The sequence below is a fragment of the Streptomyces sp. NPDC058671 genome (assembly GCF_042716475.1).
Classification (GTDB): Bacteria; Actinomycetota; Actinomycetes; order Streptomycetales; family Streptomycetaceae; genus Streptomyces.
In genome coordinates, this window is record NZ_JBHXSA010000028.1 from 44,420 (window position 1) to 68,646 (window position 24,227).

The 24,227-nt window shown below is 70.0% G+C and carries 22 protein-coding genes and 2 pseudogenes; 7 read left to right on the top strand and 17 right to left on the bottom strand.

The features are described from left to right. Window positions 1-415 precede the first annotated feature (415 nt). Window positions 416-838, top strand: a complete 423-nt coding sequence (locus ACFWV2_RS28430; RefSeq protein WP_384409137.1) for a hypothetical protein — start codon at window positions 416-418, stop codon at window positions 836-838. Between the two features lie 647 nt (window positions 839-1,485). Here the strand turns inward: ACFWV2_RS28430 and ACFWV2_RS28435 are convergent. The 9 genes from ACFWV2_RS28435 to ACFWV2_RS28475 all read right to left on the bottom strand — a co-directional run bounded on the left by ACFWV2_RS28435 (window position 1,486) and on the right by ACFWV2_RS28475 (window position 10,910). After that, on the bottom strand, window positions 1,486-2,265 hold the full coding sequence (locus ACFWV2_RS28435; RefSeq protein ID WP_384409139.1) for a GDSL-type esterase/lipase family protein: 780 nt from the start codon (window positions 2,263-2,265) through the stop codon (window positions 1,486-1,488). After that, a complete protein-coding gene (locus ACFWV2_RS28440) occupies window positions 2,265-3,191 on the bottom strand; it encodes an acyl-ACP desaturase (protein WP_384409141.1) in 927 nt (308 codons plus the stop codon). Before ACFWV2_RS28440 ends, ACFWV2_RS28435 begins: the two co-directional genes overlap by 1 nt. Before the next feature lie 146 nt (window positions 3,192-3,337). Next, on the bottom strand, window positions 3,338-4,561 hold the full coding sequence (locus ACFWV2_RS28445; protein ID WP_384409143.1) for a beta-ketoacyl-[acyl-carrier-protein] synthase family protein: 1,224 nt from the start codon (window positions 4,559-4,561) through the stop codon (window positions 3,338-3,340). Then, complete coding sequence (locus ACFWV2_RS28450) at window positions 4,558-4,830, bottom strand: acyl carrier protein (protein ID WP_384409145.1); 273 nt, start codon at window positions 4,828-4,830, stop codon at window positions 4,558-4,560. Before ACFWV2_RS28450 ends, ACFWV2_RS28445 begins: the two co-directional genes overlap by 4 nt. Before the next feature lie 70 nt (window positions 4,831-4,900). Next, a complete protein-coding gene (locus ACFWV2_RS28455; RefSeq protein WP_384409147.1) occupies window positions 4,901-6,442 on the bottom strand; it encodes an MFS transporter in 1,542 nt (513 codons plus the stop codon). Between the two features lie 110 nt (window positions 6,443-6,552). Then, window positions 6,553-7,533 (bottom strand): acyl-ACP desaturase, encoded by a 981-nt coding sequence (locus tag ACFWV2_RS28460; protein WP_384409149.1) that lies wholly within the window; start codon window positions 7,531-7,533, stop codon window positions 6,553-6,555. Between the two features lie 406 nt (window positions 7,534-7,939). After that, window positions 7,940-8,902 (bottom strand): TauD/TfdA family dioxygenase, encoded by a 963-nt coding sequence (locus ACFWV2_RS28465; RefSeq protein WP_384409151.1) that lies wholly within the window; start codon window positions 8,900-8,902, stop codon window positions 7,940-7,942. 582 nt (window positions 8,903-9,484) lie between these two features. Further along, entirely contained in the window at window positions 9,485-10,366 is an 882-nt protein-coding gene (locus ACFWV2_RS28470) for an NADP-dependent oxidoreductase (RefSeq protein WP_384409153.1), read from the bottom strand. Between the two features lie 148 nt (window positions 10,367-10,514). Next, a complete protein-coding gene (locus ACFWV2_RS28475) occupies window positions 10,515-10,910 on the bottom strand; it encodes a MerR family transcriptional regulator (protein ID WP_384409155.1) in 396 nt (131 codons plus the stop codon). Window positions 10,911-11,494: 584 nt separating this feature from the next. Here ACFWV2_RS28475 and ACFWV2_RS28480 point away from each other — a divergent pair. After that, window positions 11,495-11,806 carry a hypothetical protein gene (locus tag ACFWV2_RS28480; RefSeq protein ID WP_384409157.1) on the top strand — a complete coding sequence of 104 codons (312 nt, stop codon included), beginning with the start codon at window positions 11,495-11,497 and terminating at the stop codon, window positions 11,804-11,806. A 752-nt stretch (window positions 11,807-12,558) separates the two neighbouring features. Here the strand turns inward: ACFWV2_RS28480 and ACFWV2_RS28485 are convergent. After that, entirely contained in the window at window positions 12,559-13,119 is a 561-nt protein-coding gene (locus tag ACFWV2_RS28485; RefSeq protein WP_384409159.1) for a TetR/AcrR family transcriptional regulator, read from the bottom strand. 111 nt (window positions 13,120-13,230) lie between these two features. Here ACFWV2_RS28485 and ACFWV2_RS28490 point away from each other — a divergent pair, with 111 nt between their 5' ends. The 3 genes from ACFWV2_RS28490 (at window position 13,231) to ACFWV2_RS28500 (ending at window position 15,183) form a co-directional block, all read left to right on the top strand. Continuing rightward, entirely contained in the window at window positions 13,231-13,917 is a 687-nt protein-coding gene (locus tag ACFWV2_RS28490; RefSeq protein WP_384409161.1) for an SDR family oxidoreductase, read from the top strand. Between the two features lie 10 nt (window positions 13,918-13,927). Then, window positions 13,928-14,932 carry an NADP-dependent oxidoreductase gene (locus tag ACFWV2_RS28495; protein WP_384409163.1) on the top strand — a complete coding sequence of 335 codons (1,005 nt, stop codon included), beginning with the start codon at window positions 13,928-13,930 and terminating at the stop codon, window positions 14,930-14,932. Between the two features lie 122 nt (window positions 14,933-15,054). Then, window positions 15,055-15,183 (top strand): hypothetical protein, encoded by a 129-nt coding sequence (locus ACFWV2_RS28500; protein ID WP_384409165.1) that lies wholly within the window; start codon window positions 15,055-15,057, stop codon window positions 15,181-15,183. A 325-nt stretch (window positions 15,184-15,508) separates the two neighbouring features. On the opposite strand, the gene ACFWV2_RS28505 is transcribed toward ACFWV2_RS28500, so the two are convergent. After that, window positions 15,509-16,702 carry an FG-GAP-like repeat-containing protein gene (locus ACFWV2_RS28505; protein WP_384409167.1) on the bottom strand — a complete coding sequence of 398 codons (1,194 nt, stop codon included), beginning with the start codon at window positions 16,700-16,702 and terminating at the stop codon, window positions 15,509-15,511. Window positions 16,703-16,993: 291 nt separating this feature from the next. On the opposite strand from ACFWV2_RS28505, the pseudogene ACFWV2_RS28510 reads away from it, so the two are divergent. Then, window positions 16,994-17,923 (top strand): annotated as a pseudogene (locus ACFWV2_RS28510) (IS5 family transposase). 93 nt (window positions 17,924-18,016) lie between these two features. Further along, window positions 18,017-18,502, top strand: a complete 486-nt coding sequence (locus ACFWV2_RS28515) for a MarR family winged helix-turn-helix transcriptional regulator (RefSeq protein WP_384409169.1) — start codon at window positions 18,017-18,019, stop codon at window positions 18,500-18,502. A gap of 215 nt (window positions 18,503-18,717) precedes the next feature. Here the strand turns inward: ACFWV2_RS28515 and ACFWV2_RS28520 are convergent, their stop codons facing one another. The 6 genes and pseudogenes from ACFWV2_RS28520 to ACFWV2_RS28545 all read right to left on the bottom strand — a co-directional run bounded on the left by ACFWV2_RS28520 (window position 18,718) and on the right by ACFWV2_RS28545 (window position 24,131). Beyond that, window positions 18,718-19,323 carry a dihydrofolate reductase family protein gene (locus tag ACFWV2_RS28520; protein WP_384409171.1) on the bottom strand — a complete coding sequence of 202 codons (606 nt, stop codon included), beginning with the start codon at window positions 19,321-19,323 and terminating at the stop codon, window positions 18,718-18,720. A gap of 214 nt (window positions 19,324-19,537) precedes the next feature. Next, window positions 19,538-20,278: pseudogene (locus ACFWV2_RS28525) on the bottom strand (IS5 family transposase); the annotation flags it as partial. A 1,163-nt stretch (window positions 20,279-21,441) separates the two neighbouring features. After that, on the bottom strand, window positions 21,442-22,329 hold the full coding sequence (locus tag ACFWV2_RS28530) for an ABC transporter permease (protein WP_384409173.1): 888 nt from the start codon (window positions 22,327-22,329) through the stop codon (window positions 21,442-21,444). Between the two features lie 10 nt (window positions 22,330-22,339). Then, window positions 22,340-23,281 carry an ABC transporter ATP-binding protein gene (locus tag ACFWV2_RS28535; protein WP_384409175.1) on the bottom strand — a complete coding sequence of 314 codons (942 nt, stop codon included), beginning with the start codon at window positions 23,279-23,281 and terminating at the stop codon, window positions 22,340-22,342. Then, window positions 23,278-23,622 carry a transcriptional regulator gene (locus tag ACFWV2_RS28540; RefSeq protein WP_384409177.1) on the bottom strand — a complete coding sequence of 115 codons (345 nt, stop codon included), beginning with the start codon at window positions 23,620-23,622 and terminating at the stop codon, window positions 23,278-23,280. Before ACFWV2_RS28540 ends, ACFWV2_RS28535 begins: the two co-directional genes overlap by 4 nt. After that, a complete protein-coding gene (locus ACFWV2_RS28545) occupies window positions 23,619-24,131 on the bottom strand; it encodes a hypothetical protein (RefSeq protein ID WP_384409179.1) in 513 nt (170 codons plus the stop codon). Before ACFWV2_RS28545 ends, ACFWV2_RS28540 begins: the two co-directional genes overlap by 4 nt. Between the last annotated feature and the right edge of the window lie 96 nt (window positions 24,132-24,227).

A 24,227-nucleotide genomic window follows, 5' to 3' on the forward strand; every position in this document is an offset into this window, starting at 1 on the left:
GCGGGGCTGGGGCTTTACGCCCCCCGCCGGGGCCGGTCCGGGGGGTCCGCCCAAGCCGCCGCCCCCCCCCGCCGCGCCCCGGCCTGGGGGGGGCCCCGCTTCGGCATGTCGGGCGCGTCTCCACGCGCGTGCGTACACGGGGTTCCGGATCGCACCGCGGGAGGACTGCCCGGGCCAGGGGCGCGGACCCGGGCCGCGCGACCGCACCCTCATGGGCTTTCCCGGGCCGCGCGACCGCATCCCCATGGGCTTTCCCGCTGTCGTGCCGAGACACGTGAGAAGCCATTTCTCTACCGCTCGCGGTGGGCGTGAGTTTCGAATGTGACTGCCCGGCCGGGTGATCTTTCGACGGTCTGGGTATCAAGCTCTGGGTAGCAGGCCAAGCGTGGTCGGCGAGCGAGGGGGCGGACTTCGGATGGGGGCAGCGGACGAGCAGGACCTTGAGGACGGGGAAGGCTGGCTGACGAAGGCCGAAGTCCGGGAGATCTGGCCGCAGATCAGGCCGAGCAGCATCAGGGCCGTGGCGCGGGCCAACAGCGTACGCACCTCGGGTGCGCCCTCCCCGGACCTGACCCGGGAGCCGACGTACCACGCGGCCGACGTGCGCCACGTGGCCGCACGGATCGCCCGGGGTGAGGCCGAGGTCGCGCCCTGGCAGCGCGCCGACTCCGACTCTGCACGCGAGGACGCCACATCCGGCCCGCCGTTTCGGCAGCCCGTCAGTTGGGCGGCGGACAACGTGCCGGGGCTGATCCTGCTGGCCATCATCGTGGGCCTGATCCTCTGGAGCCTGACCGCCCCCGACAACCACGGCACAGTGACGGACTTCGTGCGCTGAGCTGTGCCCCGCCTACTCGTCCGTCGGAGGCGAACCGCTGCGCTGCGGACATGCGCGTGGCCGCCAGCTTCCTCGGCACCGTCGGCATGGGGCTCGGCGTGCCGCAGGAGGTAGCCGACGGGCGGCGATGCTGCGCGATCCGCACAGCGCCCTCAAGACCCCGCCGCGCCGACCCGACGGCCCCGCGTGCGGGCTCAGGATGGTGCGGCGCAGCTGCCCCATCCACTCATCGGCGCCCGTGTTGTCCAGGAGGGGATTTCTGGCCCTGGCCAGGTGATCGCCGGAAGTGTGCGGCCCTGTTGGCGGCTTGTCAGTGTGAGTCTTCACAGCTGATGCGCTCGTCCATGTTCGCCTGGGGACGCCGGGCGCCCTTGCGTCCTTCGTGCCGGGCGGCGAGGAGCTCTTCAGGCTCCGGGCGCAGCCCGCTTGCCCAGCTGGCGGATCCCCTTACCCTCGGGCGCGGTCTCGGTGGCCTTGCCGAGGGGGTGCCGGCGGCTGGTCGAGGTCCGCAAGCCGTGGCGGCAGTCCCACACCACGGCCGCGGCCGACTGCCTGACCCCCGGGCCTGAGCGACATTCGTGCCTCATTCCCCCGGAGATCAGGCCGTGAGCCGCACGCCGCGCCTCCGTACCGCGCACCGTCGTCAGCTACAAGCTCCGTGTCGGCACACGCGAGGTGTCACCGGACCGGCGTTGTGCCGTGAGGGCGCCCGCGAGGACCTGCACCTGTAGGGCGTGGCCGTGAGCGGAGGGATGGATGCGGTCGGCGGCGAAGAGTTTCGCTTCTGTGCTGTACCGGGGGTCTCGTAGGGGGATGGCGACGGCTCCGGCTTGTCGGGCTGCTGCGGTCTGGAGACGTTCGAGGCGGCGGCTACGGCGGGAGAGGGGGGTGCGTAGCCAGCGGCGGACGGCTGGTACGTGGCCTACGTCCCAGCAGGTTCCGACCAGTACGTGCCAGCCGGCTTGGCGGAGTCGGGTGACGTGCTGGGCGAGGTTCTTCGCGGCGTATCGGAGGGGGGTCCCGGCGACGATGTCGTTGCCGCCGACGATGATCAGGGCGATTCCCGGGGGGTGAGGGTGGCGGAGGGCTCTGCGGAGTTGGTGCTTCATGAACCCGGTGGTGGTGCCGGGCCGTGCGAGGACGCGCAGGTGTACGGGGCGGCGAGTGGCGTGGCTGAGGGTGGCGGCGCACTGTGCGCCGAGGGTCTCGTGGACGGCGGAGGTTCCGAGGGAGGCTGCGATGGAGTCGCCCAGGATGAGCAGGGAGAGGGCGGGGCCGTCGTGGTTTCCGTAGCTGCCGTCGGCGATGGGGAACGTCTTGTGGTGGTGGGGGCGGAAGCCGTTGCTCAGGAGCGCGCGTGCGATGAGGTCCGCGGCGATCCGCCGCGTGGCGCGGGTCAGCCGGCGAAGTCTTCGGGGGTAGGTCATCAGCACTCCTGTAGCAGTGCGGCAGGACGCCGTTCCCGCAAGCGGACGGATGTCCGGTGGAGGCGTTCGGTGTAGGCGAGGACGTCAGCGCGGTCCTGCTCGCCCTGAGGGCCGAGGTCGGTGCGCTCATGGATGCGCAGGGTCTTGAGGAGGGGTGTGAGAACGTCGTTGTAGAAGATCTCCAGGTCGTACCAGCCGGCAGCGGCGATACGGGCGTTCATCTCGGCGAACCCGGGAATCGCCTGGCCGGGCATGCGGAAACCTTTCACAGCACGCCACAGGCTCGCCATGGCCTGGTCGGGCATGAGGTCGAGGACGGCGGCGTACAGGTCGCGGTAGAAGACCATGTGGAGGTTCTCGTCCTGTGCCACGCGGGCGAAGAGCCGGGCGCACACGCTCTCGCCGCACTGCATGCCGGTGTTGCGGTGGGCGACGCGGGTGGCGAGTTCCTGGATCATCACGTAGGCGAGGCCGTGCAGCGGGTCGGAGGGCAGATCGTCGGGGCGGGGCGGTGTGGACATGAACCGCATGCGGGCGCGCTCCAGTGCGATCGGGTCGACGGCACGTGTGGTGTGGATGTAGGAGAGCATCGCCGATCCGTGCCGGTCCTCCTCTGCGGTCCAGCGGTGGATCCATTCGTCCCAGGCGTCGAATCGGGGGGCGTTGGCGGCGAGCCTGTGGTGGTAGACGGGCAGGTTCTCCTCGGTCAGAACACTCAGGACGAGAGCTGACTTCGCTACGGGGCTGAGCGCCGACTGCGCGTCCTGCCAGGACATGCCGTCGAGAGGGCCGTCGTAGTCCTGGCCGCGGCCCCAGGGGACGTACTGGTGGGGAAACCACTCCTGGGCCCTCGACAGATGGCGGTCGAGCAGGGTTGCTACGACCGGTTCCAGTTCGGTGAGCCAGTCTGTGGAGTGCTTCAGCACGAGAGAGCCCTTTCAGAGGTTCGACGGGGCTGGCAGAGAGGCGGTGCGGGCGGCGCGCCCCGAGTCGAGGAGCGGTGCGAGCGCCGAGGCGTGCCCGCGGGGCAACGTCCGGAGCCGCGGAGTCGGGGGCGGCACGCGGACATGGGTCAGGCTCGGGTGAGGACGAGGGCCGCGTTCTGGCCGCCGAAGCCGCTGGAGGCGGAGAGCGCAGCGTCGATCCGTGCGGGGCGCGGGATTTTGGTGACGATGTCGAGGTCGATGGCGGGGTCCATACGGTCGAGGTTGGCGGTGGGGGGGATCAACTGGTGCTGGAGGGTGAGGACGGTCATGGCGGCTTCGATCGCACCGGCCGCGCCCATGGAGTGTCCGATGACGCTCTTGTTGGCGGTCACCGGCGGCGGACGGCGGAAGACCTGGTGCAGGGCCCGGGCCTCGGTCGCGTCGTTGAGTTCGGTGGAAGTGCCGTGGGCGTTGACATGGCCGATGTCGTGGGGGGCCAGGTCGGCGTCTGCCAACGCCGAGCGGATCGCCTGGGCCAGGCCCTCACCTTCGGGGTGGGGTGAGGTGTAGTGGTAGGCGTCGCAGGAGGAGGCATAGCCCGCCAGGTAGGCGAGAGTGCGGGCACCGCGGGCCCGGGCGTGGCTGGTGCGCTCCAGGACGAGGATGCCTGCGCCTTCGCCCAGGACGAAGCCGTCGCGGTCCGCGTCGAAGGGGCGTGACGCGCCGGCCGGGTCGTGGCAGCGCTTCGACAGGGCCTGCATCTGCCCGAACGTCACCGAGCACATGACGGAGCTCGCGCTCTCGCTGCCACCGCTGATCACGATGTCGCAGGCGCCGCTGCGCAGCAGGTCGCACGCTACGGCCAGGGCGGTGGCGCCGGAGGCGCAGGCGCTGCTGGTGGTGAAGCTCGGGCCTTGCGCCCCCAGGTCCAGGCTGACCGCGCCGGCCACCATGTTCGGCACGCTGCGGGGCAGGGCGAAGGGGGAGACCTTGTCGGCGTGGCCGTCTCGGAGGCGTCCGAATTCCACCGGATAGGTACTCAGGCTGTTCGCGCCCACGCCCAGGACGACGCCGACCCGAGGGGCGTCCCAGTCCTTGGAGTCCAGGCGCGCGTGGATGACAGCCTCGCGTGCGGCAATGATCGCCATCTGTCCGAAGCGGTCCAGGCGCATGCACAGGCGGCCGCCGAGGCGCCGGCGACCATCCAGGTCGCGCACCCGGCAGGAGAAATCCACGGCGAGACCGGCGAGTTCGGGATCACTCGTGGCGGTCGGGGCGCCGGTGCACATGTGCTCCCAGGTAGCGGCCGTGCCCATTCCAGCGGGTGTCACCAGGCCCAGGCCGGTGACGGCGATCGCTTGGCCGCTCACAGCTGCCCACCGGGGGCGACGGCGGGCTGGGTAACGGCCTGACCGGCTGTGGCCGATTCGGCGAGGGTGGCGAGTTCCGCGAGGGTGATGTCCTGACGGATGTCGGTGGCGGCCAGGCCGAGCCGCTCTTCGACGATCAGGGAGAGTTCGACGAGGGAGAGGCTGTCGAGGTCGAGCTGGTCCAGGGTGACGCCGGGGGTGACGCGGTCGGCCGGGACTTCGAAGTCCTGGACAAGGCAGTCGGTGATGATCTGGTACGTCTGAGTCATCGTCAGAGCCTTCGCGATAGGAGTAACCCGTCCGTGCAGCACGGGGCGCGGGTCGGGCAGGGAGGTTCGGTCAGCGGTGAGGTGCGGCGTGCGCCGGTTCCGCGGCAACCGGTTCGCAGGGTTCGGCGGCGGCCCGGGGCAGACCGACACGTGGGCGCGCACAGGTCGGCAGCGTGCGCCACGACAGCGCGGCGGCCAGAAGCGCCGCGCCCGCGCCGGCGACCGCGGCGGCCGTCATGCCGTGGGCGAACGCCGCGTTCGTTTCTTGGGCCAGGACGGCTCCGGTGCCCGGGCCGGTTTGGCTGGCGCCGGCCAGCAGACCCGAGCCTCCCTGATCCCGGAGAAGGACCTGCGCGGCCGGGTCGGCCTGGAGTCGGTCTTCGATCCGCCAGGTGAAGACCGTGGCCAGGATCGAGCCGAGGACCGCGACGCCCAGGGTGGAGCCGACCTGCCGGGTGGCGTCGTTGAGGGCCGAACCGAGACCGGACTTCGCCGCGGGCACGGCGATCAGCACGAGTTCGGTCGCCACTGGTGCCACCAGCCCGCTGCCCAGCCCCATCAGGGCCTCGAACGCCAGGATCCGGGCGTAGCTCGACCCGGTCTCCAGACCGGCCATGACGGCGAACCCGCCGGTGACCAGCACCAGACCGGCCGTCACCGGCACGCGGGCGCCGAAGCGCCCGAGCAGCGTGGGCGAGAGGGCGGCGCCGACCGCCAGCGCGAGTGAGAGCGGGATCGTACGGACTCCCGCCTCCCAGGGGCTGTGTCCGCGTACCTGCTGCAGGTAGAGGGTGAGGATGAACATGGCGCCCATCCCGCAGAACGACATCGCCGCGAGTGCGACGCAGGCCGGCCCCACCGGACCTCGTCCGAAGAGCGCGGGCGGGACCATCGGCCGGGCGCTGTGGGCCTCCCAGGCGACGAACAGTCCCAGGAGCACTGCCGCCCCGGCGAAGGCGCCCAGCACCGTGGCACTGGTCCAGCCCCGGCCGGGTGCTTCGATGACCGCCCAGACCAGGACCAGGAGCCCGGCACACGACAGGCCAGCACCCTGCCAGTCGAGTCTGCCCGGCCTCACGTGGCGGGACTCGGGAACCACCCGCAGGGCCACAGCGGCCAGGGCCAGGGCGAGGGGGATGTTGATCCAGAACACGGCCCGCCACGTGGAGTGCTCCACGAGCCAACCGCCGGCGAGCGGGCCGGTGAGTGCGCCGATGCCCGCGACGGCCGCCCACAGTGAGATCGCCCGTCGGCGATCAGCGTCGTCGGAGAAGACGTGGACGATCGTCGCCAGGGTCGCGGGCATGAACAGCGCGGCGCCCAGTCCCATGCCGCAGCGCGCCACGATCACTTGTTCCACAGCGTCGGCCGACGCACCGAGCAGCGATGCGAGACCGCACAGGAGCAGTCCGGCCACGAAGGCGCGCCGACGGCCGTAGGTGTCGCCCAGAGTGCCGGTGGCCAGGACACAACCGCCCAGGGCGAGGGCGTAGCCGTCGACGATCCACTGTGTCTGGGCCATCGAAGGCCCCAGGTCTTCCTGGAGTGCGGGGATCGCGACGTTCAGGACGGTGAAGTCCAGCCCGAGGAGGAACAGGGCCGAGCACACCACCGTGGTGCTCGTCCATGCCCGTCGACGGGACGCTTCACCCGTCTTCTGCGCGGAGAACCGACCGGAGGGCGGGGCAGGTGGTGCCGTGCCGGGGTCGGCCTGCTTCCCCCTCACGTGGTCACCGGCGTTGCCGGGGCCGGCGTCCGGTCTCCGCGGCCGCGACGCTGACGAGCGGCCAGTGCCTGGGCGCGGCGCTCGACGAACAGCCCGGCCCGGGCCTCAAGGCGCTCGAGGTGCGCGGCCAGGCTGTCGCGGGCCTGTTCGCCCCGGGGGCCGAGCCGCTCGAGATCGAAGATCCTGAGGCTGCGCAGGAGTGGGACGAGGACGTCGTCGTGGTGGATGCGCGGGTCGTACACGCCGGCGATGGCGATCTGGGCCGCCATCGAGGCGAAGCCCGGCATGGCGTGGCCCGGCATGCGGAACGACCGCACGCTCTCCTCCACAGCCATCAAGGCCTGGTCCGGGGCGAGCTCGAGGGCGGCGCGCAGCACGTCGCGGTAGAAGACCATGTGCAGGTTCTCGTCCTGCGCGATCCGCGTCATCAGCCCTTCGCACACCGGGTCCCCGCTGAAGCGGCCGGTGTTGCGGTGACTGATCCGGGTCGCGAGCTCCTGCAGCGTCACGTACGCAATTCCGCTCAGGCATCCTGCCGCAGGGGATTCGAAGCCCGTGCTGACCTGTGCCATCCGGGCCCGTTCCAGCGAGACGGGGTCCACCGCGCGCGTGGCGTGAAGGTAGCTGCGGATGGCAGACGCGTGCCGGTCCTCCTCCGCGGTCCACCGGTTCAGCCACTCCCCCCACGCCCCGTCCCGAGTCGAGTTCACCGCCAGGGCGTGGTAGTAGCCGGGCAGGTTGTCCTCGGTCAGGAGGTTCACGACCAGCGCCGAGCGCGCCGCAGGGTCCAGCCGGGACTGGCCCTCCCGCCAGGGTTCGCCGTCGAGCGGGCCGTCGAAGTCCCGGCCCATGCTCCACGGCACGTACTGATGCGGAAACCACTCGCGTGCCGCCGCGACATGACGATCCAGCAACCTGGATACTTCCGGCTCCAGTTCAACGATCAGGCCGGCATCGTCCCGCTTCAGTTTCTCCACAGCACAAGATCGTTCCCCGCCCCGGAATCGAGTGGCAAATCCCATTCCACCCGTATGGCCTACCCCGGCACATGTCGGCCGGGCGCCGCTCTCGGCTCGCGGAGCGGCCGCCGTTGACCGTGGCTGATTCGAGGAGCTCGGTGAGCTGCCCCGGCTACGGCGGCGCGGATGGGGAGGGAGTCCGCCTGGCCTCATGGATGGGGGCGTGAGGGCGTTCGGGGGCCGTAGGCCAGGACCATGGGGATGTTCAGGACTCTGGTGGCCTCCACAAGGTGCGCCTTGTGCCGACTCGTGTTCGGCCTTGGGATGGTGAGCGGTGAGCTCGTCAGTGCGAGGAGTCGCGGGACGCGGTCCCGGGGTGTCGGCTTGGAGCGGCGACCCGCATGGTCGTTGCCGCGGTGCTGCGTCAGTCGGCCCAGGCTCGGGTGAGGCAGCGTTGCCGGTGCGGGTCGGTGTAGGCGGTCCGGCCGTGCAGGACCGTGTGATTGTTCAGCAGGAGGAGGTCCCCGCGGCGCAGTTGCAGATGTAGGAGCGGGGCCTGGTCGCTGAGTGCTTCGTCGAATGCGTCGAGGGCGTCGGTCTGCGCCGGTGTCAGCGGGCGGCGGGCGGCTTGGTGACCGCGCTCGATCTGATACCGGTTGTACTGCACGGTGATACGGGTGCCGGTCCGGGTGAAGACAGGGGCGGTGCGGGCCAGAACGGGCTCCGCGCCGAAGCGGAAGTCCCGGTAGAGCTCCGGCAAGACCGCGGGCCGGCAGTCCATCAGCCGTTGATGGAGACTGTGGCCGCTGATCAGCACGGTCTCCCCGCCCGCGGGAGCGGGTCTGACGCACAGCAGGGCAAGGAAACGCGGTGGTCCGGGCGGACCGGCCCGGTCGGTGTGCGGGGCCAGCGCTGCCACCTCCACACCAGCACGAGAACTTCCCTCTCCGACGGCTGGGGCTGAGGACGGGGCTCGGGGCGTGGTGAGGAGATCGTCCATCGTCGCGGCGGATTCCCTGGGACGGGGGGATCCCGTTACGGAGATGACCGACCGGCACAGGTCGGCGCACGCCTGATCGGTGAGACCCTGCACAGCAAGACCCCGCAGGACGGCGAACCCGGGTCCGTCCGACAAGGCTGACAGGACACGACGCGTCTCCTCTGCGCTGAGCGCAGACTCGGACGAGGGCGTCGCGGGCCTCGCCGGCATGTCAACGGGGTCCGCCTCCTCCGCGCTGCCGGCTCTACCGCCCCGTCCCGACGGCGGCAAGGAGATCAACCAGTCCCCGTCCCCCGGCATGGCCCGGTCCCGGTCCCGGTCCCAGTCCCGATCCCACCGACGTCGTTCCTCAGCACCAGATGCTTCTTCCATGACGACCTCTCCCATCCCGTGCTGGCTCTCCGCAGAAGGCGCGGCAGCTTCGACCGGACCATCGGGCAGTGCAAGGGGCCTCTTAACTCACGCGGTTACAGCGCCAGTTGCGGCCCCCTTCGATGCTCGCCCATCTGCGGGGCCCGGGCCAGGCGCGAAGCACCAGCGCACGGAGCACGCATCGCGAGGCCAGCACCCCTCTGGCGTACGCACGCCCAGCATGTGCCCACGGCTACCGGTCGAGGTTGTCGCCGGTGCCCAGCCGCTTCGCACGTTGCTGCTGTTCCTCGCTGGTCCGATCGGCGGGGCACAGCGCCGTGCCGAGGGCTGTCGGTTCAGTGGTCGGCCGGCGCGGTCGGACGAGCGGCGCGAGGAGTTGGAGCAGATCGACGCGTTCTGGGGGCCCGACCGGGGGCGTGGTACGACACCTTCCATCTGGTGCGCACCTGGTGCGTTTCGCCGGACTGTGCAGCTGTCGGCGTACGCCTGAACGTGCTCAACCCCGTACAGGTGAACGTGCTCAGTTGATGGTGCGCTGACCAGTGGTTCTCGTCAGCCCGCTAAGGACTGTCGACGGCGGCAGGCAACCGGGCACTTTCATGCCACCTTGATGACGACCTTGCCCGAGGCATGACCGTTCTCGACGGCGGCGAGGGCGGCCGGGGCTTCGAAGAGCGGATGGACCGCCGTGATGACGGGTGCGAGGACTCCGTCGAGGGCCAGCCGGGCCGACCGCTCCAGGTTCTCGCGGTCGACGCGACGCTCGACGAAACGCCCACCGAGATCGGACACAGACGTATCACCCACAGCAATGACATCGCGGGGCTCCCGGGCCAGCGGAGCGACCGTCCGCAGCGAGGTGCCTCCGACCAGGTCGACGATCCCGTCGAAGCCGCCCGGAACCAGCTCGCGTGCCGCGGCGGCGACGTCCTCGGCGGTGTAGTCGATGAACCGCACCCCAATGCCCTCGGCGTGCTCACGTTTGGCCGCACTTCCGGTGCCGATCACGCGCAGCTCGCGCCCGATCGCCAGTCGGGCGACGGCGAGGCCTACCCCGCCCCCGACCCCGTTGACCAGGACGGTGGCGCCGGCCGGGAGGCCGAGTTGGTCGAGCACGTCCACCGCGGTCGTCCCGGCCACTGGCAGCGTTGCCGCCACGGCCGCGGACAGACCCGCCGGGATGCGCGCGGCGTTCGGTGCGGACAGCACCGTCGTCTCGGCGTAGGTGCCGCCCCCGGTCAGTGCGAAGCCGAAGACGGCGTCGCCCACCTCCAGCCCGTCGACGTCCTCGCCCCGGGCAAGAAGGGTTCCGGCAGCCTCCATGCCCAGCACGCGGGGAAACGGACGCCCGCCGTCGAGCCCGTCGACCAGACCTGAGCGCAGAAGGTGGTCGAGGGGATTCACGCCGGCGACATCGACCCGGATCAGCACCTCGCCGCGACCGGGTATGGGATCGGGACGATCGAAGAACTCCTGCACCCCGGGCCCGCCATACCTGTGAAAACCCCATGCCTGACCCATCTTCAGCCGCCTCTCGTATGGCCAACCCGGTGACTCCGGGTGCTGTCGCCATCCTCACCGCTGACATTGATGTCAGGGGCAACCGGCTGAGATGCAGATCACAGCATCAGGTCGACTGCGCCACCGATTGCGGAGCCGCGGAAAGCTCCGCCCGATGCCTGCTGTTGGCCCTGATCAGCACGTCGAGTGCATTCCGGGTCTCAATCAGGTGCGCGATGTCGGCGTCGATCCGGTCGCGCTCGCGCAGCATCGCCGTGAACGTCTCCTCGGCGACGTCCAAGTCACCCGGGATGTCCACACACGGCAGCACAGTCGCGATCACCCGGCTGGACATCCCCGCGTCGAACAGCTGCCGGATGAGCGACACGCGCTGGACCGCGGCATCGGAATAGTGACGCTGCCCCGCGTCGGAGCGTGAGCTGGTCAGCAGTCTCTGGTCTTCGTAGTACCGCAGTGAGCGCGGACTCACGCCCGTGCGCTGTGACAACTCGCCTATCCGCATCCTGGAGAGCCTACGTCCGCCGCCTCCAGGTTCAGACCGCCGAGGAGTCATGCACGCTTACGGACACCCCTCCGCAGGGTTGCCGTCCCGGCCCCACGACTCAGCACGTTCGTCTGTACGTGCCCGCGCAATTTTCTCAGTACGCCGACAGCTGCCTCCGCAGCGCAACCACCAGCGTCGGCAGACGCGAGTGCCGGTACCGCTACAGGCCCGGCTCGCCCCCAGCCGCCGGCGACCCGAAACCCGCTCCTCGCTCACGTCGCACGGACGCCACTCATTCCCGTGCCGACCCGCCTCCGACGAAGGACGCGCCGCCACGGGCAGTCCTGCAGGGCCGTGATGTCGCTGCCGGCGGTGGGTGAGGTGGATACGCACATCTCAGGGGCAACGACGGCGGGCGATGAGCGGCTGGCGCCGTCGATCCCACCAGACGCCGCTCGGCTAACTGAGCGGCCCGATTTATCCTTTACCTGACGTTTATTGCTGTTTTTTGGGGTAGCCGCCGGATGGGACACCGTCGATCTACGCGTGACCCCGGCCCGCGGAGCACTTCCGTGCTTCGCACAATGGATTGGACAGCTGCCATGACCACAGCGAACCCGGGCGGTACCCCCGCAGGTCGCCGGACCAGCAGTACCGACGTTTCCGGACACCGGACACGCAGGCTGTCGACCGAGACGAAGTCGGCGCTGAAGACGACGGAGTTCTTCGTCTACGTCGCCTCCGTGATCGCGGTCCTGATCGCCTCCATGCTGGTCGGCACCGAAGAGGGCCACCTCGACTACTTCCGCGCCGACAAGGCCTGGCTGTACATCGTGATCCTCACCGTCGGCTACATGATCAGCCGCGGGCTGGCCAAGTCCGGCAGCCGGGACCATTACGACGACGAGTCCTGACACGGCCGACGGGTGCCCGGGCTGCTTCCCGGCCCGGCCCCGCCTCACTGCGCCACGTGGTGTGCGGATGGCGGCGTACGCCAACGGGTGATCCCAGGACCTTCACGGTCTCCGCCCACCCTCCCATCGGAAACGCTCACCTCGGTCCTACGGGACCGGCATCGGCCCGGCCTGTTCGACTTCGAACCGCTCCAGCTCCTGGGGCCCATGCCGCTGATCGAGGTCGCGGCAGTGGCGGCCGAGGCCCTGCCCGGCGACGCGCTCATGGCGGTCGCCGAGGAACTCGCCGCACTCTGAACCGCGGCCCAAACGGCTGGTGACATGGCGGCCACCCCGTCACCGGCCGACACACCCCTGTGGTTCGCTCGAGGAACGCAGCGAGGTTTTTGGCGCAGGTGTCGGGGGCGGCGTTCCAGGCGCCGGTGTGTGGCTCGCCCGCTCTGCGGTCACGAGGGGCGATGTCGTCGGGCCAGTGGGGCGCCAAGGCAACGTTGATCTGCAGTACAGCGCTCCACCTCGGTGCGTGCTCCGTGGCGGGCCGCCGCTCGGTCCACTGAGCCGCTCCCGTCACCACCCCACGCTGTACACAACACTGGCCGGCGTCTCCCTTACGTAAGCGACGGTCCGACTGCCGCTCGCCCTTCGGCCCCGGCTGATAGGGCGGGGTTGTAGTGCTGGACGGCTCCCTCGTCCCCGAAGGGCAGCACATCGGCCGGCACGTTCCTGCGTCCCGCCCGTCAGTGTGTCCGTGATCAGGTGGTTTCCCTCAATGCCGCCCGCGCGGTGGTAAGGATCTCTTCGGAGAGCGGGGAGCCCTTGGTGGCCCGGGCCAGGACGAGAGCGCCGAGCATGGTGCACAGCCGGGTGATGCCGTCCTGGTCCTCCGTGGTGAGCCACTCGGCGAAGTCGGCCACTCCCTCGGCGTAGACGCGGCGGGCCTCGGGGTCCCCGGGAGCGCGTGCCATGTCGCCGGCGAGTGCGGCGGCGGGGCACCCGTCCGCCGCGCCGTCCCGGTGCTCGACGGAGAGATAGGTGTCGATCAGCGCACGCTGGGCGGCGTCGCGCCGTCCGGCGTGCTGTTCGAGTCCGGCATGGCGACGCCGGGTGAGTTCGCCGAACGCGTGGGCCGTGGCTTCGTCGACGAGTGCCTCCTTGGAGGCGAACTGTTTGTAGAAGCCGCCGTGGGTGAGGCCGGACGCCTGCATGAGGTCGGCGACGCTCACGTGGGTGCCCTGCTCCCGGAACAGCCGGGAGGCCGTTTCCACGACCCGCCGACGGTTCTCCTCCGCTTGTGCCTGCGATACGCGGCCCATCAGCCACCTCCCGATTGGATGTCGTTTGACATCTATCATAGGGCAGAGGTTAGATTGCAACCATCATCTAATCAGCGGGGTCTTTTGAGGCCCGCAACACCGGGAGTTTCGATGGAACTGAAGGACGCGGTCGCAGTCGTCACCGGCGCAAACCGAGGGCTCGGGCGGCACCTCGCCGCCCAGCTCGTGGAGCGCGGAGCGACGGTGTACGCGGCGGCCCGCCGCCCCGAGACGGTGGACCTGCCCGGAGTCATTCCGCTGCGACTGGATGTGACGGACGAGGAGTCGATCCGTGCCGCGGCCCGCACCGCGGCCGACGCGACGCTGCTGGTGAACAACGCGGGCATCTCCACCGCCACGCCACTGATCGCGGGCGGCCTGGACGCGATACGCCTGGAGATGGAGACGAACTTCTTCGGTCCGCTCGCCGTGACGCGGGCCTTCGCCCCCGTCATCGAGGGCAACGGCGGCGGCGCCGTGCTCAACGTCCTGTCCGTCCTGTCCTGGCTGCACCCGGCCGGCCTCGGGTCCTACGCCGCGGCCAAGGCCGCCGCGTGGGCACTGACCGACGCGGCCCGGGAGGAACTGGCGCCCCGCGGCATCGCCGTCTCCGCGCTGCACGTCGCCTACATGGACACCGACATGGCCGCGGCCGTACCCGCCGATCAGAAGACCGATCCCGCCGACGTCGCCGCACAGGCCCTGGACGGCATCGAGACGGGACTTCCCGAGATCCTCGCCGACGAGATCACCCGGTACGTCAGGCAGAGCCTGGCCGCCGCGCCGCACGCGGCCTGAGGAGACGACGATGAAGGCCTTCATGATCGAGCGGTACGGCGACAAGCCTGGCGTACGCGCCGCCGAGACGCCCGCCCCGCAGGTGGGCGCTGACGACGTCCTGGTCCGGGTCCACGCGGCGAGCGTCAACCCGCTGGACCTCAAGATCCGCGACGGGGCCCTCAAGGCCATCCTGCCGTACCGACTCCCGCTCATCCTGGGCAACGACCTCGCCGGGACGGTGGTGCACGTCGGATCGGCCGTCACACGGTTCGCGGTGGGCGACGAGGTCTACGCCCGGCCCGACAAGGACCGCATCGGCACGTTCGCCGAGCTCATCGCCGCCCACCAGGACGACCTTGCGATCAAACCGGCCACGCTCACCATGGAGGAGTCCGCCTCCCTCCCGCTGGTCGCCCTCACCTCGTGGCAGGCCCTCGTCGAGCGGGCGCAGGTGCGGCCAGGCCAGAAGGTCCTGATCCACGCGGGCTCCGGCGGCCTGGGCACCATCGCCGTCCAGCTGGCGAAGGCGCTGGGCGCGCACGTGGCCGCCACCGCGAGCACAGCCAAGGTCGACCTGGTGAAGGAACTCGGCGCGGACATCGTCGTCGACTACAAGAAGCAGGACTTCGAGACGGTCCTCCACGACTACGACGTGGTCCTGGACAGCCTCGGCGGTGAGACTCTCGAGAAGTCCCTGCGGGTACTCAAGCCCGGCGGGAAGGTCATCAGCGTCGCAGGCCCTCCCGACGCCGCCTTCGCCCGCGAGTCGGGCGCCAACCCGATCCTCCGCCTGGCGATCAGCGTGCTGGGCTTCAGGATCCGGCGCCGCGCCAAGCGCCGCCACGTGACGTACTCGTTCCTGTTCATGAAGGCCAGCGGCGACCAGCTGCGCGAACTCACCGCCCTCGTCGAGTCCGGGAAGGTCCGTCCCGTCGTCGACCGTGTCTTCCCGTTCGATCAGACCCGGGAGGCCATGGAGTACGTCGAGAAGGGGCTCGCCAGGGCCGGCAAGGTCGTCGTCACGATGAAGTGAGGGAAGACCCGCACCGGAACGAGCCGTGCAGACCTTCCCAGGCAAGCGGAAGACGCACACATTGCTTCTCCTCCCTGGCAACCGGAAGGCCCCCACACCGCTTCTCTTCCCAGGACCCGGTCATGGGTGCGCAGCGGAGTTCTCCCACCCCCACCCCGTCGTCGTACCAGAGGACGCCGACCCGCTCCGTGCCCGTGCGCGGCCTCGACTTCGTCTACCGCAGCTCGGCCCGCACGACGGCGTACCGCTGATCCTCTTCCACCCCCCGGCCGCGGTCCTGGACAACTGGGACGCACGCGTCGTCGACGGACTCGCCACCCGACGTCGGCGTACCGGTCGGCGCACATGCCCGGCCATCACTTTCCCGCCCGCCTCCCCGGTGGAGGAACAGGTTCACCGGAAGAACGTTCAGTTCCGCCGGGCTGAGACGTCGATTCCTTGGGTGGTTCGCATCGTTGTGCTGACGGCTGTGCCCGACCAGACCGCGCCTGCGGTCTGGTCGGGCACAGTTGCGATGAGAGAGCCAGGCCTGCCCCGAGCGGGTCGCACGGGGTGGACAAGCCGTTCAAGGGCGGGTCAGAAGGCGGTGGCGTCTTCCAGGCCCCACCAGGATCCGTTGTAGTTGTCGATCTTGCGCAGGCCGCCGGTGGCGAGTCCTTGGTACTGGTAGAGCGAGAAGCCGTCGGACGCTTCCAGGTCGGGTCGTCCGTCGCCGGAGGTGTCGCCGACGCCGAGGATGTGATCCATGGCGTTCCAGCCACCGGTGCCGATGAGCTTGCGGGCGCCGAGGGTCCGGGGCGAGGTGCCGGGGTAGAGCCACAGCTTCCCTGTGGCCTTCTCCCGGGCAACCAGGTCGGCCCGGCCGTCGCCCGTCATGTCACCAGCACCGACGAGGGCGTTCATGCCGTTCCACCCACCGGAGCCGATGAGCTTGCGGGCGCCGAGGCCCCCACTGCTCGTGCCCGGGTAGAGCCAGAGCCTGCCGGTGGACTTCTCCACCCCGAGAAGGTCGGAGCGGCCGTCGCCGGAGAGGTCACCGAACGCGGCGAGCATGCCCATGGTGTTCCAGCCACCGGAGCCGATGAGCTTGCGAACGCCGAGACTCCCGCTGCCGGTGCCCGGGTAGAGCCAGAGCCTGCCGGTGACCTTCTCACGGGCGATCACGTCCTCGCGGCCGTCGCGACTGAAGTCACCGTGCCGCACGAGGGCGCTCATGGCATTCCAGCCACCGGAGCCGATCAGGCGCCCGGTGCCGTTGCCGGGCATGAAGAACAGACGTCCGGCCTCGTCACGCAGCACGGCGTCCGCGCGCCGATCGCCGTTCATGTCGCCGAACCCGCCGACCTTCGGCGACGTCGCCGTCTCCCAGTAGGGATAAGGCTTCGCCTCACACTCGCGAAGCGTGGGCACGAGCAGGATGGAGCTGGTGTCAGCGGCACCGCCGCTGGTCGGATAGTCCTGGTCGGGGGTATCCCATGAATACCCGTTCGCGAGTCCGTAGTTCTGCTGGTCGTACATGCAGACGTTCAGGCCGGTGCGGTTGTACCGCATCCGGATCTTGTTGTCCCAGCTCCCCAGGGTGGCGACGCTCGTCCTCGTCTTGAACATCGAGCCCGTGCCGTCGCTGTTCGCCCAGCCACAGAAGTAGCCCCGGGGGCAGTCACTGATCGCCGCCTGCGCGGGCGTCGCGCCGGCTCCGAGCAGCCCCATCGATGTGAGCCCCAACGTCGTGGCCAACGCGGCCACGCGCTGAAGCAGAGTGTTGCGCATGGATTCCCTCCCTTACGCGGCACGGAGAAAAGTCTCGACATGCCGCGCCAGGAAGATATCCCAGCCGGCGGACAGCTGATCAAGCACCTCGGAGGGGGGCTCCGGCGTCCTGGCCGCGCCGTCCGTCGGCCAGCGACTGGGCGCGGCCCGGAGCTCCGAGTATCGCGCGAATGGATTGACGCTCCGTGCCGACTGGGCCTCGGGATAGACGGCGGCCCCGGCGACCGGCGACGGCTAGGGCTTGTCCGGTCGATCATGTGACTACTTCATGTCCGGGTCGTTGATGTGGACATGGGGCGGGGTGATCTGAGTGATGCCGAGTGGGAACGGCTGCGGCCGTTCCTGCCGGTCAGCAACAGGCGTTGTGGCCATCGGCGGGACCACCGGCAGGTGATCGACGGGAATCCGCACCGGGTGCGAACGGGTGTTCGGTGGCGTGACCTGCCTGAACGGTTCGGTCCGTGGAAGACGGTCTTCGAACGGCACCGACTGCGGTCCGGTGACGGGACCTGGGAGCGTCTGCTTCAGCAGGTCCAGGCCGCGGCGGACGTGGCCGGCGAAATCGACTGGGCCGTATCGGTCGACTCCACCATCGCGCGGGCGCATCAGCACGCCGCCGGCGCCCGCATCGACCCGCCGCCCATCCCCGCTTCAAAGGGGGGCCAAGGCCCAGAACACCAGGGCGAAACCGCGTGGCAGAACCTCCGCGCCCGGCTGATGAAAGTGGTGCGGGAGGTGAGGGCCAGGGCCGCTCGCGCGGCGGGTTGACCACCAAGCTGCACTTGAGCGCGGACGGCCTTTCCGCCCGTTGTCTCTGATCGTCACACCGGGGCAGCGTGCGGACTGCACGCAGTTCGAGCCCGCGCTGGAGAAGATCCGCGTCCTCAGGCGGGGCCCGGGCCGGCCCCGCAAGAACCCGACAGCGTCGCGGCGGACAAGGCATACAGCAACGGGCCTTGCCGCGAGTACCTGCGACGACGCGGCATCCGGCACACCATCCCGGAGAGGACCGACAGCCAGGCCGCCCGCCTACGCAAAGGTTCACGCGGCGGACGACCACCCGGCTTCGACGAAGAGCGCTACAAGAAACGCAACACCGTCGAACGAGCGATCAACCGGCTCAAACCACACCGAGCCGTTGCGACCAGATACGACAAGCGCGGTTACGTCTTCCTCGGCACCGCAACAGCCGCAGCCCTCATGATCTGGCTCCGAACATGAGCGACCGGACAAGTCCGCCCGTCGGCCGTCCGGCCCGACTCGGTACCCCAAGGCGCTTGACCTCAAGTTAAGTTGAGATTCTACGTTCTTCCCATGACCACTTCGAGCAGCAACTCAACCCCCTTCGCCCCCTCCCACGACGACACCGGCCTCATCGCCCAGCCCATCGGATACTGGGCCAACGCGGCCGGCCAAGCCGTCGTCCAGAACATCCGGACCGCGCTCGGCGTCCTCGGCCTGACCCAGCCCGCCTGGTGGGTCCTGCACCACCTCAGCGAGCGCCCGAAGGGCTGGGGCCGCGCGGAACTGACCCGCTTCCTCAGCTACTACCCGGGCCCCGACGATGACCTGCCCGGCGACATCGACAGCCTCGTCGCCCGGGGCCTGGTCTTTCAGAACGAGGACGGGCACCTGCTGCGGACCGACTCGGGCGCGGAACTGTACTCCCGTGCGGCGGCGCGGCAGTCGGAACTGCGCCGCCAGGTACACGAGGGCATTCCGGACGAAGAGTACGCCCGCACTCTCAAGGTCCTCCAGCGCATGATCCACAACGTGAAGGGTGCCGCGTGGCACCACTGATCCGGGCGGGCGGCCCCGGATCACCGCTCGCGCCGCCCGGCTGCCCGGACCGGTGCCTGTCCAGCATGATCCGCCGGACAGGTCCTAGGCGTCCTGACGTGGGCTGGGCCCGACGAGGTCAGCTTCGCCTCCGCCGACGCCGGACCGGCGGCCGTCCAGACCGGGCGGACGGGGCGGTCGGGGCGGTCGGGGCGGTCGGGGCGGTCGGGGCGACGTCACGCAGGGACGGCGAGCGGCGGATGCTCAAGCACGCGGGGCTTGTACTCGACCAGCTGGATGCGGCCGTCGAAGGTGCGGTGCTCGATCATCTCGAGGGCGACGTCCGGATAACCATCGTAGATGCGTTCCGCGCCCGTGCTCCCGGTGATCACCGGGAAGATCACGACCCGGAAGCGGTCGACGAGTCCGGCTCGTAGCAGGGACCGGCACAGGCTGAGGCTGCCGATCGTGCTGAGGAGCTTCGAGCCGCTCGACTTCAGGGCGCGGACCGCCTCGACGGCGTCGTCGCGGACGAGTGTGGAGTTGGCCCACGTCAGGGGCTCCTCGAGTGAGGAGGAGAACACCACCTTGGAGGCTTGCGTGAGCTCGTCGACGGACGCCTCTTCCTCGGGCCTGAACTCGTCTTGGCCATGGGGGACCTCGCCTGCGGCGAAGCCCGACATCAGGTGGTAGGTGTTAGCTCCCATCAGGTAGGTGGCCTCGGGCTGCGCGCCGAGCCATGCGAGGTACTCCGGGCCCTCGAGACCCCAGAACCCGGGCCACCCCTCTCCCGACGCGTGGCCGTCGAGGGAGGTGATGAAGTCGACGAGAAGCTCCGACATGGCGGTGTCCTTTCCTGGGTGTCACGAGCTTGGACCGGCCGGGAGCCACAAACTCATCGACCGCGCTGTGGAGTAGCGGGAAACCCATGATGCTGCAACCGAACAGATCGGCGGGGCACCACCCTCGGACGGCTCTGGCCAAGTACAAGGCTCAGGGGATAGCTGAGGAGCCCCGGCCCGGGGCGGCGCTGATCGTGCGGCGTTTGTACGTCTACCGGCCGAACCCGGCCGGTCTGCCGCTTCGGCTGCCTCCACGTCGGCGGTTGGTTCTCCGGTCCTTCGGCTCGGGGCTGGTGTGTTTGATCTGGCGTCTGCGCGGATGACGCCGGTTCCGGCTGGAGCTGTAGGCCCCATCGACGCCGGCGCCGACGTGGTGGGGGCGGGTGCGCGGGTGCCCGCCGCCGGGCCGCTTGACCCGGATCCGGTTGAGCACGGGGATCAGCTGCGGGCTGTCGCTGCACTGGCCGGGCGTGATCAGCAGGGCCAGAAGCCGGCGTCCGCCTTCGTCGGCAAGGCGGATCTTGCAGGTCAGGCCGCCCCGGGAGCGTCCGAGTCTTTCGGCGGTGCTGCCGAGGCGTCGATCACTTTTCGGGACTCGCAGCGTTCTCCGTGGGGCCCCGGCCGTGGCTGGTGGGCCCGGCACGAGGTCGAGTCGACGCTGACCATGCTCCCGTCCACCCGGCCGCGGGTATCGGCGTCGGCCAGGACCGCATGGAGGATCCTGTTCCAGGTCCCGTCCGCGGACCAGTACCGATGCCGCTCGTAGACGGTCTTCCCGCCTCCGAAACGCTCGGGCAGATCACGCCACGGCAATCTGGTGCGGACCCGGAACAAGATCCCGTTGATCACCTGCCGGCGCCGTTGAGGAGCTACGTAAACCTCACCGCGGGAAACGGCGCGCTGCACTGCGGACGAGATCCACTCCCCCGCCGAGCTCGCCCCGCCCGAGACTGATCGCGCTGGCGCTCAAGGTTCTCCTGGTCAATCGAAGCGGATCGGTTGTCCTGCAGTCCTGCATCCGTTGCGTGCCCCGTTCCCGACCGCGCACCGCACATTCCTGCGGAAATATGGATGCCTTGGCCTGACCCCCAGAAGCCCGACTGGTACGCCGGTACCGTCCTGAGAATGCCGAGGCGTCATCGACTCCCCTACGTTCCCGCGCTCGGTGTCTCCGGGCTGGGCTTTGTGTCCAGTTCTTACGCTGTCCCCGCGGGTTGCCCCTACGCGTCGGGCCGACAGTGCAGACAAGGTGCCCCCTCCTCCCACTCGGGTGCGCGGGAGCGGTGTGAGCGCTGCTGCCTCGGGTAGCCGGGCCGACATGTTCAGACATCGACGTGTAAGGGTTGCATGCGTCCTGCTGGTCAGCTGCGGGGCGCTGACCGCCATGGGGCGCTGGGCGGAGCACGCTCCTTGGCCGACGGCCATAGGGAACGGATTGCTGCTGGGGTGCGTGGTGGCGGGTACGTGGTGGTTCGCCGAGATGACACAAGGGCGATCACTACGAAGGAGGGATTCACGCCCCGCTCCCTCTGGCCGGGCCGACACCCAACCGGAGCAGGAGTCAGTACCCGAGCGTTGTACGGACAAGGGGATCAGGCGCGCTCGGTGATCCCGTGCGGGCGGGGCGCTGGGCGCGAGAGGGATATCAGAACACGCCAGAGTGCGAGCGTTCCACGACGCGCTGCCCGCGGAAGTGCACGCCCTCGCAGTGCAGGTACACGCAGGGGGGTGCAGAGTGCGTACGGAGCGACCCGCAGCACACACCGGTGCCCAGCCGCTCGCGTGAGTCGACCGCCCCCCGGCCTGCCGCGGGCAGGGAGGCCGTCCACACCTGGATCTGCACGGCGATGACGATGGCGATGACGAGCGCGGCGACCAGGCGAGTGACCGTATGGGGCGCCGCGGCTGAAAGACCCGAACTCCTCCGGCGGGTCACGCCGAGGCGAGCAGATGCGGCACTTCCGCCCGATGGCTTCCAGGGTTCGCCGGCGGCCGGCCACTTCGTCCATGGACCGGATCGGTCGGCATCTGCGGCTCGATCCGGTCCTTGCTTCAGCGGTCACTGACCGGACAGAGACATCCGATCATCAACTGATCAGCCCATCAGAAAGGCACGTTCTAGGCGACCGGTGCCCCGCTCTGTGCCGCCCTGCGCTGGCGGGCGGTCAGCCGCGAGCCGGACTCGCGGCGGGCGGCGCGGCGCAGGAGCGGTACCGCGAGGAGGAACCCGAGGACCGCCCACGCCATGAGGACCAGGGCGACCATGGGCAGTTCCCAGGAGCCGGCCGCCTCGGCGGTCCGTGCCGAGTCCGGGAGCAGCGCCGAACGCAGTCCCTGCGCCATCCACTTCAGTGGAAAGACCGCGGCCACCTGCTGGACCGGCACGGGCAGGGCGGTGATCGGGAACACCGTTCCCGAGGTCAGCAGGAGTCCCATCGTCGGCAGCATGACCAACGCCAGAGCCTCGCGGGGGTTGGGCAGTACGGCGCCTATGGCCGCGCCGAGCGGTACGACGGCGAGCAGCCCGAGTGCGGTGACCCACATCAGCGTCAGCCAGTCGCCCGGCCCGTGCGGCAGCGGTCCGTCGACCAGCAGCGCCCCGGCGGCCAGGAGCAGCGCAAGGGTGCCGACCGCCAGGACGACCACCAGCAAGGACTTGGCGACGAGGTAGGCCGTGATGCCGCCGGGCGTGGCGCGCAATCGCAGCAAGGTGCCCTCCTCCCGCTCGGTCACGAGGATCTGCGGGAGGTTGATCAGCCCGACCTGGAACAGCAGGTAGGCGGCGAAGCCCGCCAGCACCAGATGGGTCATCGGGGTTCGGGTCCCGGGCACGTCGTCGCTGAGGTAGCCGGCGACGAGCAACGCGACGACCACGTTGGTCAGGTGGCCGGACATCTCCTTGCCGTTGCGCAGGAGGTGCCGCAGCTCGATTCCGCCGCGCTGGAGCCCGGCACGCCAACTGTTCGTCCCGATCGCGCTGATCGTCCTGCTCGTCATGTCCGCCATGTGTGCCCCCTCATGCGGCCGGTGCTTTCCGGTCCGCGTCCATGTCCGTGCCGCCGGTGCCGTCCGTACCGTCAGTTCCGTCGGCCTCCCGGTGCACCATGTGCAGGTAGGTGTCCTCCAGCGTCGGGCGGCGGACCTCCAGGTCGGCGATGGGGCCGTCCGCGTTCCGGTGGAGTTCCCAGACCAGCCGTGAGGGGTCTTCCGTGCGTTCGCGGCGGGGCGTCCCGTCGTCGGACGTCCAGCGGACCTCGGCCTGGGCGGCGGCCCTCCGGGCAAGGTCCACCGGTGTGCCGCAGGCCCGGATCCGGCCGCCGACCAGCATGGCGATGCGGTCGGCGAGGCGCTCGGCCTCCGCCAGGTCGTGGGTGGTGAGCAGGACGGTGACGCCCTCGTCGCGGGCCAGCCGTTCGACCAGGATGTGGAACTCGTGCCGCGCCTGCGGGTCGAAGCCGGTGGTCGGCTCGTCGAGGAAGAGGAGTTCGGGGCGGCCGACGATGCCGAGCGCGACGTCGAGGCGCCGGCGCTGGCCACCGGACAGCCGGTCCACCTGGCGGCCGGCCTGGTCGGTGAGGCCGACGAGGGAGAGCAGTTCGGCCGGGTCGCGCGGGTCGGGATAGTAGGTCGCGAAGTGGGTCAGCAGCTCGGCGACCCGCCAGCGGCGGTGGTCGCGCCAGGACTGCAGGACCAGGCCGATCCGGCCTCGCCACGCGTCGCCGCCCCGCTCGGGGTCCGTCCCGAGGACGCTCACCTCACCGCCGGAGCGCTTCCGGAAGCCTTCCAGGATCTCGACGGTGGTGGTCTTCCCCGCGCCGTTGGGCCCGAGCAGCGCGAAGACCTCGCCACGGTGGATGTCCAGATCGACGCCGCGCAGGACGTCGACATCGCCGTACGCCATGGTCAGATCGCGTACCTGGATCGCGAGCGGGCCGTCGGTGCGCTCGACCGTCGTCATCGGCCCGCCTCCGCGTGGGGCTGCTGTTGTGCCGCCCCGGTCGCGGGTGCGGCGCTGTCGACGATGGCGCGGAGTGCCGCCACGTGTCCTTCGAAGGCGGTGCGACCGCGGTCTGTCAGCCGTACCTTCGTACGGCGGTTGCGGCCTCCGCCCTCCTTCTGCATCTCCAGGTATCCGGCCCCTTCCAAGGTGTGGAGCTGCTTGGAGAGCGCGGAGTCGCTGAGCGAGAGGCTGTCGCGGACGAACGCGAAGTCCGCCCACTCGGTGACGGCGAGCAGCGCGACCACCGACAGTCGGGTGGAGGGGTGGATCAGCTCGTCGAAGCCGGCGGGGGTGCTCATCGGCCCGCATCCTCGTCGTCCGCCGGAACGCCGCCGCTCCGCACGGCGTCGGCCGCCCAGCGGTTGGCGGGGGCCAGGGAGAGCAGGTACACGGCCACTCCGGCCGTGGCCTGGATGAGGCCGGCGTAGACCGGTTCCAGCGGTTCGGTGAGGTGGTCCGCCAGCACGATCGCCCCGCCGACCAGCACCGCCACCGCACCGAACGCGGCCCACATGCGCCCGGGGCAGCGGGTGTGGTGCAGTTGCATCCGGCTCCTGCGGCTGCTCATCACGATCAGCACGCTCAGCAGGCAGACGTACGCGGCCACGAACAGTCCGACACCCCACCCGGGAAGTTCCATGCCGACGCCGGCAAGGAACATCCACATGAGTGCGGCCGTGCCGTAGGTCACGCCGCGTCCGCCGGACGCGGAGCGCTCGAACTCGTCGTCCACCCGCTCCTGCGGCACTCGGATGCGCTGGAGATCCTTCCATGCCTGTTCGGCATCCACCGACGTGCTCACGGTCATCGCCCTCCACCCCCGATTACTTTCCTGTGGGGAAAGTAGCCCCTGACTTTCCCAGTAGGCAAGTCGGCGGTCCATCGGTACCGGGGAGGCGTGGCC